The sequence below is a fragment of the Mucilaginibacter conchicola genome, assembly GCF_003432115.1.
Classification (GTDB): domain Bacteria; phylum Bacteroidota; class Bacteroidia; order Sphingobacteriales; family Sphingobacteriaceae; genus Mucilaginibacter; species Mucilaginibacter conchicola.
In genome coordinates this window covers 263495-281169 of record NZ_QWDC01000003.1, presented here as the reverse complement: position 1 = coordinate 281169, position 17675 = coordinate 263495, and the positions used below count along the sequence as shown (strand labels likewise).

The following is a 17675-nucleotide window of genomic DNA, read 5'->3' as shown; positions in this document are numbered from 1 at the left end:
TAATAAAGTTACTAATTTTTATATTAACAAACTAATAACCAGTAAATTTATAATAAATTATTTTTTAACATTACCAGGTCGATACCGCCAAAGTTACCACTGCTCATCATCAGCAGGTTAGCATTGTTAATATCTAACTTTTGCAGGTGCGTTAGCAACTCCGCAGGTGTATTAAAAAACAGCAAATTATCGTTCGCAAAGGCTGCCTTCACGGCTTCGGCCGGGTAAGGTTCCATTTTCTTTTGTTCAAAGGTTTTACGGTCGATGAAAACTATGGCTTCATCGGCTTTATCCATGCTGCCTGCATACTCATTCAGGAAGTCTTTATTCAAACTACTGAAGGTGTGCAACTCAATACAGGCTATCAGTTTACGATCAGGGAACTGCGTCCTTACCGCATCAATAGTAGCCGTAAGTTTTGACGGCGAATGCGCAAAATCTTTAAAAACTGTACTATTATCGTTCTGCCCTACTACCTCTAAACGGCGTGCTGCTCCTTTAAAGCTGCTGATGTAGGTATAGAAATCATCAGTGGTGATATCCAGCGCCTCGCATACCAGGCGGGCAGCCTGCATATTTAACAGGTTATGCTCGCCAAATACCTGTAATGGGTATGTTTTGCCATTAGACGCAATACTGGTGATTCCGTTACTGATGGTGTACTCAGGCAAATTGTAAGGCAGTTTTTCAGCATCCACATTTAAACCGGCAACCATATTGTTCAACACCTCGTCGGTTTGGCAATAGATGAGTTTACCGTTGGGCTCGATGGTATCGGCAAAGATCTTAAACTGGTCTACGTAGTTATCAAAAGTTGGGAACACGTTGATATGATCCCAGGCTATGCCGCTGATAACACCAATGTTGGCTTTGTAAATATGGAACTTTGGCCTGCGGTCAATCGGCGAAGCCAGGTATTCATCGCCCTCTATCACCATTACCGGTGCATCGTGGCTAAGGCCAACCATGGTTTCAAAACCTTCTAACTGTGCGCCCACCAGGTAATCAAACTTTTTACCGGCATGCTGCAACACATGCAATATCATGCTGGTAATGGTAGTTTTACCGTGACTGCCCCCTATCACCACACGCAGTTTATCTTTTGATTGCTCGTAGATATAATCGGGATAAGAGTAAATTTTGATACCCAATTCCTGCGCTTTTAACAGCTCGGGATTATCTACGCGGGCGTGCATACCCAGGATAACAGCATCCAGATCGGCAGTGATCTTCTCCGGATACCAGCCTTCCTGCGCGGGCAGGATATCGTATTTTTTTAAGCGTGAGGCCGATGGTTCAAACAAAACATCATCAGACCCGGTGACATTAAAACCCTTCTTATGAAGGGCAATTGCCAGGTTGTGCATGGCACTGCCGCCGATAGCTATAAAGTGTACTCTCATTTTTTTTTATCGGGTGCAAATAAACACAAAATGCCCTATCATACCAATTAAAATTATTAACCCGCTAAGCTATTTTAACAGTAAAACGGGTACAGGCGAGCTTGAGGCCAGTTGCTGCGATATACTACTGTGAATAATTGAGCGGAAGAAGCTGTATCTGTGCGGCAAAGCAATTACCATTTCGGCATTTTGTTCATCGGCAAAGTTTAATAAGCCGCTTATTACATCCGGCGAATTAACAAAGTGATAGGTGGGTTTGTACACCTTCAGCATGCTTTTTAAAGCCGTTTCTTCGGCTAACTGCTCAGGGTCTTCTTCAACGTGTTTGTTTTCTGCATCAATGTTTACCACCAACAGATCAAAATGCTGCTTGCCCAAAAGTTTGTGCAACACCTCAACCGGTACATTCTCTTTTACTTTCTTAAAATCGCAGGCAATGATGGCGCGCTCAATAGTGCGATATTTAAATGCAGGTGGAATAACTACTACCGGTACGGGACTGGCTTTTGATATACCGATAACGTGGCTGCCCAGGCCTTCACCCTCGCCACTGCTGTTACCAACGCTGCCTATGATCACCAGATCGGCATCGGTAGCCTCTACACGGTCAACAACAGCGCGAATAAGGTGCGATCGGTTAACCCAAACATCTATCTGCACACCCGCTCGTACCAATTTTTCTAACTTATGCTTCAGCTTGTTTAAGTTCGCGTGGCGTTCATCCAAACTTTCCAGTATCTCCTGTTCGCGCAGCATCATCATATCGGCGTTTGGAAGCAGCTCTTCGTAAGGCGATATATAATAAGCGTTCAGTAGGATAATACGTTCAACATTGGTTTGGTTACTAAGCCTGGCGGCAAAGTCGGCGGCGTTAAAAGCTGCCTCAGAAAAATCGACAGGTACGAGGTAGGTTTTCATATCGGTATAATTTAGCGCCGGTTCTTGCAACCGGCATTCAATGTGTCAAACATACGCATTTGTGATGTTTGGTTTGTCAAAAGGGTTTCATAAAAGGAAGAAGCCTCACCCAACCCCTATCCGAGGGAGAGAGCTTTTATTTATTAACATATAAATTTAGGGATTAGTTTCTTTAGGTATAAACACCTCTACCCTGTCATTTCGAGCGAGCAGAAGGGGCGGGCTGAGAGCTTTTGGGGCGACGAGAAATCTTCTGCGCCGTAAGTGCACAATGTAGAAGATTTCTCCTCGCTCCCGCTCGTTCGAAATGACACGGTGGTGATTTTCTTGCGCTTGCATTTCTCAAAACAAAACCCCACCTTTGTATTGTAATAATTTTTATTACATATCAAACAAATGAACGGACGGTTTTCTATAGCTATGCATATCATGACGCTGCTTTGTGCGGGTGAGGATAGTTTGCTATCGTCGGAGTTTATGGCGGGCAGTATCAATATTAACCCGGTGCTGGTACGTAAAGAGCTGAGCAATTTGCTTAAACATGGGCTCATCAGCAGCCAGATGGGTAAAAATGGTGGTTACGCGTTAGCTAAGCCCGCAAAGGATATTACCATTGCAGGCATCTATGAAGCCGTAAAGCCCGATGCCGTTTTGGGCCAGGCTAAAAATCAGCCTAACCCCGCCTGCCCTATTGGCAAGCAAATAAATGCACATTTGAAACAACTGGATGCCGAGATAGAACAGGTAATGCTCAACAAGCTTGGCACTACCACGTTGGCCGAGTTCTGTAACAAATTCGAGTAAAAAAAATTTAAAACAATCTGTAACAAAATAAATTACAATTAAAACAACAAATATGAAAGTAGCAATTATTGGCGCCACCGGTTTTGTAGGCCCCGAGTTAGTAAAAGAAGGCATTTTACGCGGATACGAAATAACCGCCATTGCCCGTAATACCGATAAAGTTGAAAAACAGGCAGGCGTAACTGCTGTAGCTGCGGATGTTAACGATGTTGATGCCCTGGCATCAGTACTATCAGGCCATGATGCAGTAGTAAACTCGTTCAATGCAGGTTGGACCAACCCTAACCTTTATAATGATTTCCTTACAGGATCAAGAAACATACAGGAAGCAGTAAAAAAAGCAGGCGTAAAACGCTACATCACTATTGGTGGTGCAGGTAGCCTGTTTATTGATGGCAAACAACTGGTTGACTCTCCTGAGTTCCCGAAAGAGTATTACCCGGGAGCATCTGCAGCCCGCGATTATCTTGGCGAGTTGCGTAACGAACAGGATCTGGACTGGACTTTCCTTAGCCCTGCTATTAACCTGCACCCGGGCCAACGTACCGGCGAGTTCCGCTTAGGTACCGAAAGCCCTGTGTTTAACGCTGAAGGTAAATGTGAAATTTCAACAGCCGATCTGTCGGTAGCAATATTTAATGAATTGGAGAATAACCAGTTTATTAAACAGCGTTTTACTGTAGGCTACTAAGACCGCAGATTAAAATAGATTCTCATGATTAAAGGATTCTAAATTCCCTAATCAAATAAAAGAGACGCGGAATTCCGCGTCTCTTTTATTTTACAGCACAAACTTCGCTGCCACCCAGTCTTTATCTTTTTTGTGGGTGATGTATTTAAGGTTGTATTTGCGCGCTTCGTCGGTGATGATATCCAGATCGGGCGATTCGTAGAAACCACTGAAATAGATCTCGCCGCCGGGTTTTAGCACGCGGGCGTAGGCATCCATCTGATCTAATAAAATATTGCGGTTGATATTGGCCAGGATAATATCGTATTGCTCAGCAGGGATAACCTCTTTTGAGCCGCAAAGGGCTTTGATATTATCTACATTATTCAACGCAGAGTTTTCGATAGTGCTCTCGTAACAAACAGGATCGTAGTCGATAGCGGTTAGGTCTGTTGCACCCAGTTTAGCAGCAAGGATCGCCAGGATACCTGTACCGCAACCCATATCCAGCACCTTTTTACCTGCAAAATCATTCTCCAGCATCAGTTGCATTACCATAGCTGTGGTTTGGTGATGGCCGGTTCCAAAAGCCATCTTAGGGTCGATAACGATCTCGTATGGGAACTGTGGTTGCGGCTGGTGGAAAGTGGCGCGCACAAATACCTGGTCGCCTATCTGGATAGGTTCAAAGTTACTTTCCCATACCTCGTTCCAGTTTTTTTGAGGGATAAGTGTTACCTCGTAGCTAAAGGTAAACATCTCGCGGTATGGCTCCAGCGCCTCATCCACTACCTGCTGATCAAAATTATCAACAGGGATGTAGGCTTTAAAGCCAAGATCAACCTCTTCAAAAGTATCAAAACCAATCTCGCCCAAAGCAGCAATCAGCAAGTCCTGTTGATAATCCTCAGTGGTGATGGTTGTGAAAAGTAATTCGTAGTAGTTCATATTTTAGAGATTAGAGAACAGAGGTTAGAGATTGGAGGTTAGAGGTCAGGAAAAATACGAAGTGACCAAAATTAATCAATTCGACTAATCTCTGGTCACTAATCTCTAATCTCCGACCTCTAATCTCTAACTCTTAATTAAACGCTTTTACGATATCAGTAAAGTCGCGAGATTTTAGGGATGCACCGCCGATAAGGCCGCCATCGATATCCGGCTGAGCGAATAGTTCGCCTGCGTTTTTAGCGTTACAGCTACCACCGTAAAGGATAGTGGTATCATCAGCAACCTGCTGACCGTATTTTGCAGCCAGTTCCTGGCGGATAAAAGCGTGGATCTCTTGCGCTTGCTCTGATGTTGCAGTAACACCGGTACCAATAGCCCAAACCGGCTCATAAGCCAAAACTATCTGGCCAAACTTATCAGCATCTAAGTGGTAAACGCCTTCTTCAAGCTGGGTTTTGATGATATTGAAATGCTCGTTAGCTTCGCGCTCTTGCAGGGTTTCGCCTATACAGAAGATGGGCTTTAAGCCGTTTGCTAAAACTGTATCAGTTTTTTGAGCAAGCAACTGGTTGGTTTCACCAAAATACTGGCGACGCTCTGAGTGGCCTAAAATAACGTAAGCCGCGCCAACAGATTTAATTTGCTTTGCAGATACCTCACCGGTGTAAGCGCCGCTCTCGGCCTGGTGGGCATTTTGTGCACCGATAGATACACGGCCGTTACCTTTAGCCAATTGTGCCAGGCTGTGTAAATGAATAAAAGGGCTGCAAACCACTACTTCTTGCGTACCGGTTGCCTCATCTTTTACCATGTTAAGCACTTCAGAGAACAGCGATAAACCTTCATTATAGTCAAGGTTCATTTTCCAGTTTCCGGCTACGATGTTTTTTCTCATGTTGTTGTTTTTAGTTCATAGGCTATGGTTAATGGTTCATAGCCTTGGTTAATTAATATTTAGGTGATTGCGTTAGTTGGTTACGCAACCGTTAAGCTTTCTTAGTTCTTTTGTTTGTTCAAATACTTCGGTGAGGATCTGTTTCTCGGCCTCGTTAAACTTGCGGTGCGGCCTGCGGGCAAATACGCGCTCGGTAGTCTCCATCATTTTATTGTATGCATACTCTTCCAGACCGTCGGCCCCACCCCACGAAAAATCGGGGATAAAATTTGGCGGATAGCCACCACCAAAAACGTTGGCACCTACGCCTACCACCGTACCGGTATTAAACATGGTATTGATGCCACATTTAGCATGGTCGGCCATGATCAATCCGCAAAACTGCAAGCCGGTTTTGCGCATACTTTGAGATGCATAGTCCCACAGTTTTACCTCGGCGTAGTTATTTTTAAGATTTGAGTTGTTACTATCGGCACCTATGTTACACCACTCGCCTACAACGGCATTGCCCAGGTACCCCTCGTGGCCTTTGTTAGAGTATCCCCAAATAACAGCATTATTCACCTCGCCACCCACGCGGCAGTATGGGCCAACGGTGGTTGCACCATAGATCTTGGTTCCCATTTTTATCTGCGAGTTTTCGCAGATAGCAAATGGCCCGCGGATGTTGGTACCTTCCCATATCTCGGTATTGGCCGATAGATATATAGGGCCGTTAATAGTACTAAACGTACAGCACTCCGCTAAAACACCTTCCTCGGCAAAAAAATCATTACCTATAATGGTGTTAGTACTGCTCATTTCGGCACTGGTACGGCCTTTGGTAAGCAGGGTAAAATCTTTACGAAGCTCTATATCGTTCTTCTTAAAAATATCATCAGGATATTTTATGGTAACGGGGATACGCTCGTGTACTATTGCATCAGGGTATACCTGCTGTGCGCCAAAACCTTTAGCCTCATCGGCATTAAGGCGCACCGCTACTAATTGATTACGGTAAGTAATGGACTGGCCCGTTTGCAATTGAACTATTGCTTCAACTAAAGCTTCATCGGGGCAGAATGATCCGTTTATGAACAGGTTATCATCGGTTATGGTAACCGGGAATTTGGCCTGTAAATATGTTTCGGTAAGGAATGAGGATGTCTGGTTAAGATGTTTTTCCCACTTTTCGGCGATGGTTAAAATACCGATGCGCAGATCGGCAACCGGGCGGGTGTATGTTAAAGGTAGAAGTGTATTGCGGGCGTTATCGTCAAAAAGAATAATTGCCATGGGCCAAAAATAAAAAAAGTCCCCTGCTTTTGGCAGGAGACCGTTGAATATTTTGTTGAAATACCAATTACTTTTTGTTGTAACGGCTGCGGAATTTGTCGATACGACCCGCAGTGTCAACCAACTTCATTTTACCAGTGTAGAACGGGTGTGAAGTGTGAGATATCTCTAATTTTACCAATGGGTACTCATTACCATCTTCCCACGTAGTTGATTCACGGGTATCGATGCATGATTTAGTGATGAAAGAATAGTCGTTAGACATATCTTTAAAAACAACTAATCTATAGTTTGATGGATGCAGATCTTTTTTCATTTTCTTATATTCTTTCCTCTCAAAAGAGAGGCGCAAATGTAATCATTTTTATTAAATGTGAAAAGCCAATCTTAAAAAATTATTAACATTTGTGTTTACCGGCCATTAATATTTACGGATACTCTGTTGCGCCTATGCCAAAAACGCTTGTTGCAAGGCGCCTTACACCATAATAATCAACCGTAACCCCGTATGAGTATGTATTTAACCCAGCCTTTATCAATGGAGATGAAGCATCTAAATGATAATTACCGCCGGCATAATCAACAAATTTAACGGCATTTACATCATTGTTTACGTAATTATTTGATTGGGTGAGTTTAACATCATTACTCATACGATGAATGGCCAATCCCGATCCAGGTTTTATGATCACGTTATTGATAGCGTAATTCATAGGGATAGACTCGGAATTTAATTTGATACCATCTTTTTTAGGTTCGATGATAGTGTTATTGATAAACCTGAAATAAGGGCCAGGCGTATACCTCGAGTCTGCAAATATCCCGTGCTCGCCTGCGTTGATAATGTAATTGTTGAATATTGTATTATCACCTAAACCTAACACAATGATACCATTGCCCGGTGCATCCTTAACCAAATTATTATAGCATTTACCGCCTGTACCCTCGCCTATTTGGATGCCGTTATTTTGCCCGCTTGCAAATGGCGAACGCCCCGGCGACAGTACGGTATTGTAGTACACATAACAACCCGATATTGCGCTGCCTACCTGTATACCCTCGCAGCCCGAAGAAATGATGGTATTTTTATAAACCTTTAAATTTTTGATATCATGCGGTTTAACGGTACCGCAAGCGGTGGCCATACCATCCTCATAAAAAGAGTTGCCGATGTAAATACCTTCGCCACCGGTATTATGTATGTAGTTATGATGGATAACAACATTGGTCATGGTAAAAGCGCCGCGCCATGTTGCAGGGTCGCAAGAGGGATCTGTTTTAGCCATAATACCGGCAAAACCGCTGTTTTTTACCTCGATGTTTGAGATCTCAAAATCAGAACTGAAATCGTCCATTGATACGCTGATGTTACCACCATCCATCACAAAACCATATTTGATAGTAGGTTCGCCGTTGCCCAGCACTTTAAAGTATTTACAATTTTGAGTTTTGAAAGCATAAGATGCTGTAGCTGATGTAGAAAAGGTAACCTGCCCGCCCTGGTTTACAACTATTACCGGTTGCTGTACGGTGCCTTGTATATTTTTAAGCAATAAAGCACCTCTTGTACCGGCTTGTATATATATAACAGCACCGGCAGGCAACGTTGAACCATCAACATACCATTGATTGGGTTTTACCGTAATAGAAGTTGTTGCTGCGTTTGTAACACGCACAGATAAAGAGGTATCGGGCATGGTGATATCTGCTCCGGCTGTTGGTGAGGTAACCACCGGTATTTTTACAGTATCTGTTTTTACCGGGGATGTTTCTGAAACCACACTTAGTGGCTTATCAACTTTCAATGTAGGCTTTGAACACATCATTAAGGACGATGCAACCAAAGCGCAGGCTATCGCTTTCAGCAACTTTTCGGCGCGTTTCATTTTCTTAATCAATAAGTTAAATAAATAGGGGTATGCAGTGCGGCTTTTAAGTTAAAAGCTAACGCACACGGTTTTATACGCGAACCATTAACTAATAGTTGCCCTAATTAGAACTTTTAGGAATAATTTTTTGAAAAGAAATTGTTAAGAGAAATAGAGAGGAAGACGCAAAGCATTGTACCCCTAACAACAAGATGTGCAAACTGCTAACTAAGAACTGCCAACTATTAAACCTCCTGGCAAAGCTCTACCAACACACCATTTGCACTTTTAGGATGCACAAAGCAAACCAGTTTGTTATCAGCACCGCGTTTGGGTTCATCGTTCAGCAAAACAAAACCTTCGGCTTTAAGGCGTTCCATCTCGGCTTTAATATCGGTTACATCAAAAGCTATGTGGTGGATACCCTCACCTTTTTTGGCAATAAATTTGGCAATGGCACTCTCAGGATCAGTAGCCTCAAGCAGTTCAATTTTATTGGGGCCACTTTGCATAAACGCGGTTTTTACGCCCTCGCTGGCCACTTCCTCAATTTTATAAACTTCGGTATTGAGTAGTTTTTGATAGATGCTACCCGCCGTATCAATACTGTTAACGGCAATGCCAATGTGTTCTATCTTATTCATTTAGTTAATGAGTGAATGAGCGATTTATTGAATGATTGAATATTATACTGATTTGTTTTTATGGCCGGTGGAGTTACCTTTCAGCTTTCAGCTTACCAAAAAGCCCCCTCTAAATCTCCCCCGAAAGGGGAGACTTCCTTTTTAAGCCCCTCTCCCCCGGAGAGGGGTTTGGGGAGAGGCCTTCTCCCCCATGTCCAAATATTGTAAATAAATGGCACCATATAGTAATTTATAGCAGCTAAAAGATGCAAAAGTAAAAGTTTGCGTATATTTGTATTGTTTAAAATTTACTGCATGAACATCCCAATTTATTTAGATAACAACGCAACTACTCCGATGGACCCAAGGGTGCTTGAAGCTATGCTGCCTTACTTTACCAACAAATTTGGTAATGCCGCAAGCCGTAACCACCATTTTGGCTGGGTAGCCGAAGAGGGCGTTGATTATGCACGCGAGCAGGTTGCTAAATTGATAGGTGCAAGCGAAAAAGAGATCATCTTTACATCTGGCGCTACCGAGTCTGATAACCTGGCCATCAAAGGCGTGTTTGAAATGTACAAAGACAAAGGCAACCACATTATTACTGCGGTTACCGAACATAAAGCTGTTTTAGACGCTTGCAAACATGTTGAGAAATTGGGCGGTAAAGTAACATATCTTGCCGTTAAAGAAGACGGTTTGGTTGACCTTGCCGAACTTGAAGCTGCTATGACACCTGAAACCATCCTGGTATCTATCATGTATGGTAACAACGAGATTGGTGTTGTACAACCAGTTAAAGAAATTGCTGCAATTGCCCACAAGCACGGTGCTTTATTTATGACCGATGCTACCCAGGCAGTTGGTAAAATACCTGTTGATGTAAACGCCGATGGTATTGACCTTTTGGCTTTATCAGCACATAAAATGTACGGCCCTAAAGGTGTAGGCGCTTTATACGTACGCCGTAAAGGCCCGCGTGTTAAAGTTACTGCCCAGATGGACGGTGGTGGCCACGAGCGCGGTATGCGTTCTGGTACATTGAACGTTCCGGGTATTGTTGGCTTGGGTAAGGCCTGCGAAATTGCCGGTCAGGAAATGGAATCAGAAGCGAAACGTTTGTCAGCTTTACGCGATAAATTGCAGTCAGCATTAACCGTGTTAGAAGAAAGCTATGTTAACGGTAACGTTGACCACCGCTTACCACACGTTGCCAACATATCATTTAAATATGTTGAGGGCGAAGGTTTGATGATGGCTATGAAAGATCTGGCTGTATCATCGGGTTCTGCCTGTACATCAGCTTCATTAGAGCCTTCATACGTGTTAAAAAGCCTTGGTTTAAGTGATGACCTGGCACACTCTTCTATCCGTTTCGGTTTAGGCCGTTTCACCACCGAAGAAGAAGTGGATTACGCTATCGAAGTAACTAAAAAAGCGGTTAACCACCTGCGCGAACTTTCTCCGCTTTGGGAAATGTTCAAAGAAGGTATCGACCTTAACTCAATTGAGTGGGCGGAACACTAAGAGTCGATAGTCTATGGTCGATAGTCCATAGTTTCGTCTTTAATAATAATAAATAACTACTATGGTCTATCGACAATGGACAATGGACCATGGACAAAACATAAAAAAATGGCTTATTCAGATAAAGTAATTGACCACTATACTAACCCGCGTAACGTGGGTACGTTAGATAAAGCAAGTGCACAGGTTGGTACCGGCCTTGTTGGTGCGCCTGAGTGTGGCGACGTAATGCGTCTTCAGATCCAGGTTGATGAGAACAACATCATCACAGATGCAAAATTTAAAACCTTTGGTTGCGGTTCGGCAATCGCTTCTTCATCTTTAGCTACTGAGTGGCTTAAAGGTAAAAGCGTTGACGATGCCATGAAGATAGACAACATGGATATCGTGGAAGAGCTTGCGCTTCCACCGGTTAAAATCCATTGCTCTGTTTTGGCAGAAGATGCCATCAAAGCTGCCATTAACGATTTCCGCGTTAAAAACGGCATGGAGCCAATTGAATTGGAAAAATCACACCATTAATCAGATTCAAGAGTCAAGAAGCAAGAGTCAGGACAACTGGCTCAATATTTGATCTTGATTCTTGATTCTAATAGTCTTGATTCTACTACCATGGTAACTGTAACTGATAAAGCAAAATCAAAAATTGATAACCTGATGCAGGATAGCGGGCTTGATGCCTCTTACTTTCTGCGTGTGAGCGTACAGGGTGGCGGTTGCTCGGGCTTATCATACAATCTTGATTTTGATAACGAAGAGAAAAAAGGCGACCAGTTTTTTGAAGATAAAGGCGTTCGCATGGCTTTAGACATGAAATCGTTCCTTTACCTGGCCGGCACCGAACTTGATTTTAGCGATGGGCTTAATGGTAAGGGTTTTAACTTCCACAACCCTAATGCTACCCGCACCTGCGGTTGCGGCGAAAGCTTCTCGGTATAATAATATTTTATTAATCGAAATATGAAAAAGGTTGGCTATATTTAGATAGTCAACCTTTTTTGCTTTTGTATGGAAACTAAACCGCTTGTAATACTGGGCAGTAACCGCAAAAACAGCCTTACCGAATCTATCACCCGCAAAGCTCTGGGCACTGCGGAATTTGATATGATAGACCTGCTGGACCACACCATTGTCCACTATAACTACGACGGCCATTACCCTGCCGCCGATGAGTTTGACGCCATCATTAACCGGATCATCCCGTATGATAATATCATCTTTGCCACACCTGTTTACTGGTACAGCATGAGCGGTGTAATGAAAGTTTTCTTTGACCGCCTTACCGATCTCATCACCATAAAAAAAGACCTTGGCCGCGGCCTTAAAGGTAAATCAGCATCAATGATAGCAGTAGGTGTAGATCCAACTATTCCGGATGGTTTCGAGGTACCATTTAAGCATACTGCTGCGTATTTGGGTATACAATACCAGGGCTGCACTTATTATGCTACGGAGCCTAAAGCTATATAAATCGTTCTTATATCAATAGCGTCATTGCGAGGAACGAAGCAATCTCTTTAGGACGAGCGGCTCTGTATAGTTCGGAGATTGCTTCGTTCCTCGCAATGACGCGTGAACTTAGCATGTGGGATGCCAAAATAAATTCGGCATGACGTTTACAATCTCAATAACAACCTAAAATATCTCTATCACCTGTCCCGTCCCTGCACCCAATACACTGCGCAAATAACCTGCTACTACCCTATCCATGGTAACAGGAATGTGGCCCGGGAAAGCTTCAAAATAAGACGGTGAATCCTCTACCACACCCGGACTAACAGCATTTATCCTCACACCATTCTCCAAACCAATCGCTGCAGCTATCGCAAAAGAATTTAAAGCGCCGTTAACCGCGCTCAGGTTGGCACCGTACAATACCGGGTCTGACGACAGGATGCCCGAGGTAAGCGTAAACGAACCGTTAGGGTTAATATATTTTTGGCCGATGAGCACAAGGTTAACCTGCCCCAAAAGTTTGCTGTCTATACCTTTTTTAAAATCGGCAGGCGTCATGGTACTTACCGGGCCGAAGTGACCGCTGCCTGTGGTACTGATGAGCGCATCAAACGAGCCTGCTTTTTTGTAGAACGCTTCGATGGATTCTGATGAGGTAATATCCAGTTGCAGATCGCCGCTTTTTGAGCCGGCGGTGATAATTTCGTGTCGATCGTTTAAAGCGTCTGTTACTTTTTTACCGATGGTGCCGCTTGCACCGATGATAATTATTTTCATCATATCTGTAGATTAATGCACCAAATTAAACAATAAAGGTGCCGTTGATGGTCAGGCGGCGGTCAGGATTTTAGTGATGATTGTTACACGCGCTTCGTTTTTAATTAGGGTAAATTAATTAGCTTTGTTATTACGATAAACCAATTATTATAAACTGAATGAGTAACATAGCTGAGCAATCAACTATCCCCGGCCTTATCCGCAATATAGTAGCCAATATTCATCCCGAAACGCAAACTTTCCTTATCCATAAAGTGAAAGATGCCTGGGTGGAGATATCATATAAAGAAGCTTTGGAAAAGATCGACGCTATATCGGCGTGGTTCCTTAGCATCGGTGTAAAAAAAGGCGAGCGCCTGGCCCTCATCATTGAGAACGGCCCCGATTACGTTTATTATGACCAGGCGCTGCAACAGGTAGGTGCCATCAACACCTCTATTTATCCAACTCTTTCAGAGGCCGAGATTGAATATATCCTTAACGACTCTGAAGCGAAGACCATCATCACCGGCAACCCTTTCCTTTGCCGTAAAGTGCTTAAAGTGGCTAACAACTGCCCGGCCTTGCAGTACATTCTGCCTGCTTTTGATGATTTTCAGAAGTTTGCCGAGAAACTGGAGCTAACCGCAAAAGTAGTGGGTTTTAAAGAAGTAATTGATCAGGGCAAAGCGCTTGTATCGCAATATGCCCAAGCTATTAACGATGCCCGTGCTGATGTAAAGCCTGAAGACCTTTCTTGTTTGATCTATACATCAGGCACCACAGGTACGCCAAAAGGTGTTATGCTGAGCCATTATAATCTGGTAGAGAATTGCCGCACCAGTTTGATACAGTTACCGATCATCGAAAACACGGATATGTTCCTGTCGTTCCTGCCGTTATCGCACGTATTTGAGCGTACAGCAACCTATTACATCTGTTTAACTATGGGCTGCCAGATAGCCTTTGCGCAAAGCCTTGATCTTTTGGCCCGCAACATGGCTGAGGTAAAGCCAACTGTAATGTGCTGCGTACCGCGCCTTTTAGAGCGTATCCACGACCGCGCCATGAAGAACGGATTAGCTGCAGGCGGCATCAAAACAAAGATATTCACCTGGTCGCTGGCGACGGGCCGCAAGCGCCGCCTGTTGAGCGAAGCCGGTAAGAAACCAGGACTGGTATTAGGCTTACAATTAAAGCTGGCCGAGGAACTGGTATTCAGCAAGATAAAAGAGAAAACCGGTGGCCGTTTAAAGGTACTGTTATCGGGCGGTGGCGCATTGCCTAAAAACATTGGCGAATTTTTTGGTGATATCGGCATTAAATTACTCGAGGGTTTTGGTTTAACAGAGACCTCGCCGGTAATGGCCGTAACCGAGAATGACCGTATCATCTACGGTACCGTTGGCCGCATTATCCCCGGCATTGAGGTAGCTATTCAACATGTAGATACCAAGGAGATCTACACCATCCAAACCCATGATAATTTTAACCCTGATTTCACCAGCGAAGAGGGCGAGATCATCGTACGCGGGCACTGTGTGATGCAGGGCTACTGGAAAAAACCTGAAGAAACTGCCAACGTGATAGATCCTGAAGGCTGGTTCCATACGGGTGATATCGGCCGATTCTTCCGCGGTAATCTGCAAATAACAGACAGGCTTAAAAACATGCTGGTAAATGCTTACGGTAAAAACGTTTACCCTACGCCGGTAGAGAACAACTACCTAAAAAGCCCTAAAATTGAGCAGATCTTTTTGATAGGTGATAAACGCGAATACATCACTGCCATCGTTGTTCCATCGCGCGAAGCGCTGCAGGAAACCTTTAAGATGAAGGATGATTACTTTGAAAAACCTGAACTATTCATCGATGAAAAAGAAATAAACGACTGGATAGCGCAGGACATTAAACGCCTCTCCACCGATCTTGCGAAATTTGAGCGCATCAAAAACTTTAAGATAAAACGCACACCTTTCAGCATGGAAGCGGGTGAGATAACACCTACCCTTAAAGCCAAACGCAAGGTGATAGAAAAGAAATACGCCGATGCGATAGACGAGCTTTACCTGCAGGAAACAGAGGATGACTAATAAAAAAGCCCCCGATAAATGTCGGGGGCTTTTCTTTTCTTATTCGCCGTCGCGAGCTTCCAACTCGCGCCAGCAAAACCTATGCGTTCAACAACTCCTGAAACAACGCCACAAAATCCCCCACGTGTTTACCATCAGCCAAACCATGGTGCACGCTTATGGACACAGGCATAGTTTTAACGCCGTCTTTTTCGGTCATTTTGCCGTATGATACTTTGGGCATGCTATCCTCGAATTGAAAACCGCGGGCATGCGTTAACCCGGTAAAATCAAGCCATGGGATGGCCGAGATGTGCAACACATTGGTTATCGGCCTTAACTCTATACCCGTACCGGCAGCAACACGTTCCATTTCTTTTTTGGCGTGAGCGGCAAATTCTTTCAGATCGGTGTGGTAATCCATAAACGAAAAACCAAAAGTATCATTGGGCCTGCCCACAGTGGCCGATGCGCCAATGCTATCATACAGGTAAACCTCGCCATTCTCTACACGGTACCTGAAATGGGTTAAGCGGTTTGCAGCCGTAAGTGTGCAGTGCAAATAGTATAAAAAGAAAGAAACACCCAACTCTTTGGCTTTGGCGTAGGCCTTTGTACAGTCAACCGTTACGGTTGCCCCAAAAAACGATTCTTCAAAGCTGTTAAAGAATTTAAAATGTTCGGTACGTTCCCAGGTGTTAAAGTCAATTTTGGTTTTCATTACAGGTAGTTCAGTATCTCGGTTATGCGCTCCACACTGCGGAAACGCTCGTTATCAATGCTATCTTCAATTTGCTCGTGCGCCCAGGTAATGTGGTAAGGCACATGCACCCCATGCCCGCCAATATTCAATACCGGCAGTATATCGCTTTTCAAGGAGTTACCTATCATCAGGAACTCTTCTGGCTTTATGTCCAGATGCTTTAGCAATTTTAGGTAGTTGGCATCATCCTTCTCGCTCATAATTTCGATATGGTGGAAATAGTCACCCAAGCCCGAGCGTTTTAGTTTGCGCTCCTGATCAAGCAGGTCGCCTTTGGTGGCCACTACTACGCGGTACTTATCTTTTACGGCTTGCAGTACTTGTTCAACGCCGTCCAGTATCTCAATAGGTTGGTTCAGCATCTGTTTGCCAAGGTCGGTTATCTTCTCAATAATATCAGGGGTGATAGTATTACCGCTCACTTTCAAAGCGGTCTCGATCATTGATAATACGAAACCTTTTATGCCGTAGCCATAAAGGGCAAGGTTCTCTATCTCTATCTTAAATAATTCGCGCTCCAGCTCGTGCTGCGAGGCATACTCGCCCAACAACTCACAAAACCGCTCTTCAGACGCACGGAAATAGGGTTCGTTCACCCAGAGGGTATCATCGGCGTCAAAAGCAATTACTTTGATGTTCATGGCGCAAAGGTATTTATTTTAGATAATGACGAGAATAGTAGTTTGGATGTGACAGGGGAATTATCGCTCACAGAGTTGACTCACCCCTAACCCCTCTCTGCTTCGCAAAGAGGGGAGTTTTTGCTTTTTGTTGCTTCCCCCTCTTTTCGCGCAGCGAAGAGAGGGTCGACCAGCGAAGAATAGTCGGGGTGAGTAAAATAGCACGGCGACGAAGTTGACTCACCCCCAGCCCCCTCTCTGCTACGCAAAGAGGGGGGGCTTCCTTTTCTTCTTTTCTTACCCTCTTTTCGCGCAGCGAAGAGAGGGTCGACCAGCGCAGCGTGGTCGGGGTGAGTAAAATGTGCGGCAGGATTTGTATCTTCCCTCATGCCTTCTATCACACAATTGTGTCGCGACCTTAGACAACGTCAAACTCCAGCCGAAACGAAATTATGGGCGTTGCTTAGAGACCGACAGCTAAATGGGTATAAGTTTTTAAGGCAACATCCTATTTACGTGAGGTCGGCACTTGGTAGGTGCGAATTTTATATTCCTGATTTTTACTGCGACAAAAAGAAACTGGTGATAGAGGCCGATGGCCCCGTTCATCTATATAAAAAGGATTATGATAAAAACAGGGATAAGGTTTTGGCTGATTTAGGGTTGAAGATTTTGCGTTTTACTAATCAGGAAATCGAAGATGATATTGAAGCGGTTTTGAAAAGGATAAGTGGGTCGTTGGTTAATGACCAAGCATTTTAAATAGAATACCACAGAGTTGACTCACCCCCTAACCCCTCTCTGCTTCGCAAAGAGGGGGATTTAACTCCTTCCCTCTTTCTCCTACCCTCTTTTCGCACGGCGAAGAGAGGGTCGCGCACGAAGTGCCGCGGGGTGAGTAAAATAGCAGAGCGACGAGTTGACTCACCCCCAGCCCCTCTCTGCTAAGCAAAAAGGGGAGCTTTACCTTTCCTGATTTCCCACCCTCTTTTCGCGCAGCGAAGAGAGGGTCGACCAGCGTAGCGTAGTCGGGGTGAGTAAAATGTGCGGCGGGATTTACATCCAACACCCTATT

At 44.2% G+C, this 17675-nt stretch carries 19 protein-coding genes; 8 read left to right on the top strand and 11 right to left on the bottom strand.

The window, feature by feature from the left end; all coding sequences use genetic code 11:
- Window positions 1–47: 47 nt before the first annotated feature.
- Together D0C36_RS17855 and D0C36_RS17850 are read right to left on the bottom strand one after the other, a co-directional pair.
- Entirely contained in the window at window positions 48–1403 is a 1356-nt protein-coding gene (locus D0C36_RS17855) for a UDP-N-acetylmuramate--L-alanine ligase (protein WP_117393021.1), read from the bottom strand.
- A 69-nt stretch (window positions 1404–1472) separates the two neighbouring features.
- The gene (locus D0C36_RS17850; RefSeq protein WP_147322033.1) at window positions 1473–2321 is read right to left on the bottom strand and encodes a universal stress protein; all 849 of its coding nucleotides are present in this window, start codon (window positions 2319–2321) and stop codon (window positions 1473–1475) included.
- A gap of 396 nt (window positions 2322–2717) precedes the next feature.
- On the opposite strand from D0C36_RS17850, the gene D0C36_RS17845 reads away from it, so the two are divergent.
- Both D0C36_RS17845 and D0C36_RS17840 read left to right on the top strand, forming a co-directional pair.
- Entirely contained in the window at window positions 2718–3125 is a 408-nt protein-coding gene (locus D0C36_RS17845) for an Rrf2 family transcriptional regulator (RefSeq protein WP_117393019.1), read from the top strand.
- A gap of 52 nt (window positions 3126–3177) precedes the next feature.
- Window positions 3178–3816 carry an NAD(P)-dependent oxidoreductase gene (locus tag D0C36_RS17840; protein ID WP_117393018.1) on the top strand — a complete coding sequence of 213 codons (639 nt, stop codon included), beginning with the start codon at window positions 3178–3180 and terminating at the stop codon, window positions 3814–3816.
- Between the two features lie 90 nt (window positions 3817–3906).
- Here D0C36_RS17840 and prmA read toward each other — a convergent pair whose 3' ends face one another.
- The 6 genes from prmA to mce all read right to left on the bottom strand — a co-directional run bounded on the left by prmA (window position 3907) and on the right by mce (window position 9428).
- Window positions 3907–4743, bottom strand: coding sequence for a 50S ribosomal protein L11 methyltransferase (gene prmA, locus D0C36_RS17835; RefSeq protein WP_117393017.1), 837 nt, complete (start codon window positions 4741–4743; stop codon window positions 3907–3909).
- A 133-nt stretch (window positions 4744–4876) separates the two neighbouring features.
- The gene (gene tpiA, locus D0C36_RS17830; RefSeq protein ID WP_117393016.1) at window positions 4877–5641 is read right to left on the bottom strand and encodes a triose-phosphate isomerase; all 765 of its coding nucleotides are present in this window, start codon (window positions 5639–5641) and stop codon (window positions 4877–4879) included.
- A 72-nt stretch (window positions 5642–5713) separates the two neighbouring features.
- A complete protein-coding gene (locus D0C36_RS17825) occupies window positions 5714–6916 on the bottom strand; it encodes a putative sugar nucleotidyl transferase (RefSeq protein ID WP_117393015.1) in 1203 nt (400 codons plus the stop codon).
- Between the two features lie 67 nt (window positions 6917–6983).
- Window positions 6984–7232 carry a type B 50S ribosomal protein L31 gene (locus tag D0C36_RS17820; protein ID WP_117393014.1) on the bottom strand — a complete coding sequence of 83 codons (249 nt, stop codon included), beginning with the start codon at window positions 7230–7232 and terminating at the stop codon, window positions 6984–6986.
- A gap of 112 nt (window positions 7233–7344) precedes the next feature.
- On the bottom strand, window positions 7345–8802 hold the full coding sequence (locus tag D0C36_RS17815; protein ID WP_117393013.1) for a right-handed parallel beta-helix repeat-containing protein: 1458 nt from the start codon (window positions 8800–8802) through the stop codon (window positions 7345–7347).
- Window positions 8803–9029: 227 nt separating this feature from the next.
- Window positions 9030–9428: a methylmalonyl-CoA epimerase gene (gene mce / locus D0C36_RS17810; protein ID WP_117393012.1), complete on the bottom strand. Its 399-nt coding sequence runs from the start codon at window positions 9426–9428 to the stop codon at window positions 9030–9032.
- 294 nt (window positions 9429–9722) lie between these two features.
- Between mce and D0C36_RS17805 the strand changes: the two genes are divergently transcribed.
- The 4 genes from D0C36_RS17805 to D0C36_RS17790 all read left to right on the top strand — a co-directional run bounded on the left by D0C36_RS17805 (window position 9723) and on the right by D0C36_RS17790 (window position 12404).
- Window positions 9723–10934: an IscS subfamily cysteine desulfurase gene (locus D0C36_RS17805; RefSeq protein WP_117393011.1), complete on the top strand. Its 1212-nt coding sequence runs from the start codon at window positions 9723–9725 to the stop codon at window positions 10932–10934.
- A gap of 108 nt (window positions 10935–11042) precedes the next feature.
- Window positions 11043–11456: a Fe-S cluster assembly scaffold IscU gene (gene iscU / locus D0C36_RS17800; RefSeq protein ID WP_117393606.1), complete on the top strand. Its 414-nt coding sequence runs from the start codon at window positions 11043–11045 to the stop codon at window positions 11454–11456.
- Between the two features lie 90 nt (window positions 11457–11546).
- The gene (locus D0C36_RS17795) at window positions 11547–11873 is read left to right on the top strand and encodes a HesB/IscA family protein (RefSeq protein WP_078348445.1); all 327 of its coding nucleotides are present in this window, start codon (window positions 11547–11549) and stop codon (window positions 11871–11873) included.
- A gap of 69 nt (window positions 11874–11942) precedes the next feature.
- Window positions 11943–12404, top strand: coding sequence for a flavodoxin family protein (locus D0C36_RS17790; protein ID WP_117393010.1), 462 nt, complete (start codon window positions 11943–11945; stop codon window positions 12402–12404).
- A 165-nt stretch (window positions 12405–12569) separates the two neighbouring features.
- Here D0C36_RS17790 and D0C36_RS17785 read toward each other — a convergent pair whose 3' ends face one another.
- On the bottom strand, window positions 12570–13169 hold the full coding sequence (locus D0C36_RS17785) for a short chain dehydrogenase (protein ID WP_233524515.1): 600 nt from the start codon (window positions 13167–13169) through the stop codon (window positions 12570–12572).
- Between the two features lie 155 nt (window positions 13170–13324).
- Between D0C36_RS17785 and D0C36_RS17780 the strand changes: the two genes are divergently transcribed.
- Entirely contained in the window at window positions 13325–15238 is a 1914-nt protein-coding gene (locus D0C36_RS17780) for an AMP-dependent synthetase/ligase (protein ID WP_117393008.1), read from the top strand.
- 79 nt (window positions 15239–15317) lie between these two features.
- Here the strand turns inward: D0C36_RS17780 and D0C36_RS17775 are convergent, their stop codons facing one another.
- Window positions 15318–15938, bottom strand: a complete 621-nt coding sequence (locus tag D0C36_RS17775) for a CatA-like O-acetyltransferase (protein WP_117393007.1) — start codon at window positions 15936–15938, stop codon at window positions 15318–15320.
- Window positions 15938–16621: an HAD family hydrolase gene (locus D0C36_RS17770; RefSeq protein WP_117393006.1), complete on the bottom strand. Its 684-nt coding sequence runs from the start codon at window positions 16619–16621 to the stop codon at window positions 15938–15940. The genes D0C36_RS17775 and D0C36_RS17770 overlap by 1 nt, the downstream gene beginning before the upstream one ends.
- Before the next feature lie 366 nt (window positions 16622–16987).
- Between D0C36_RS17770 and D0C36_RS17760 the strand changes: the two genes are divergently transcribed.
- Window positions 16988–17362, top strand: coding sequence for an endonuclease domain-containing protein (locus D0C36_RS17760; protein WP_117393004.1), 375 nt, complete (start codon window positions 16988–16990; stop codon window positions 17360–17362).
- Window positions 17363–17675 lie beyond the last annotated feature (313 nt).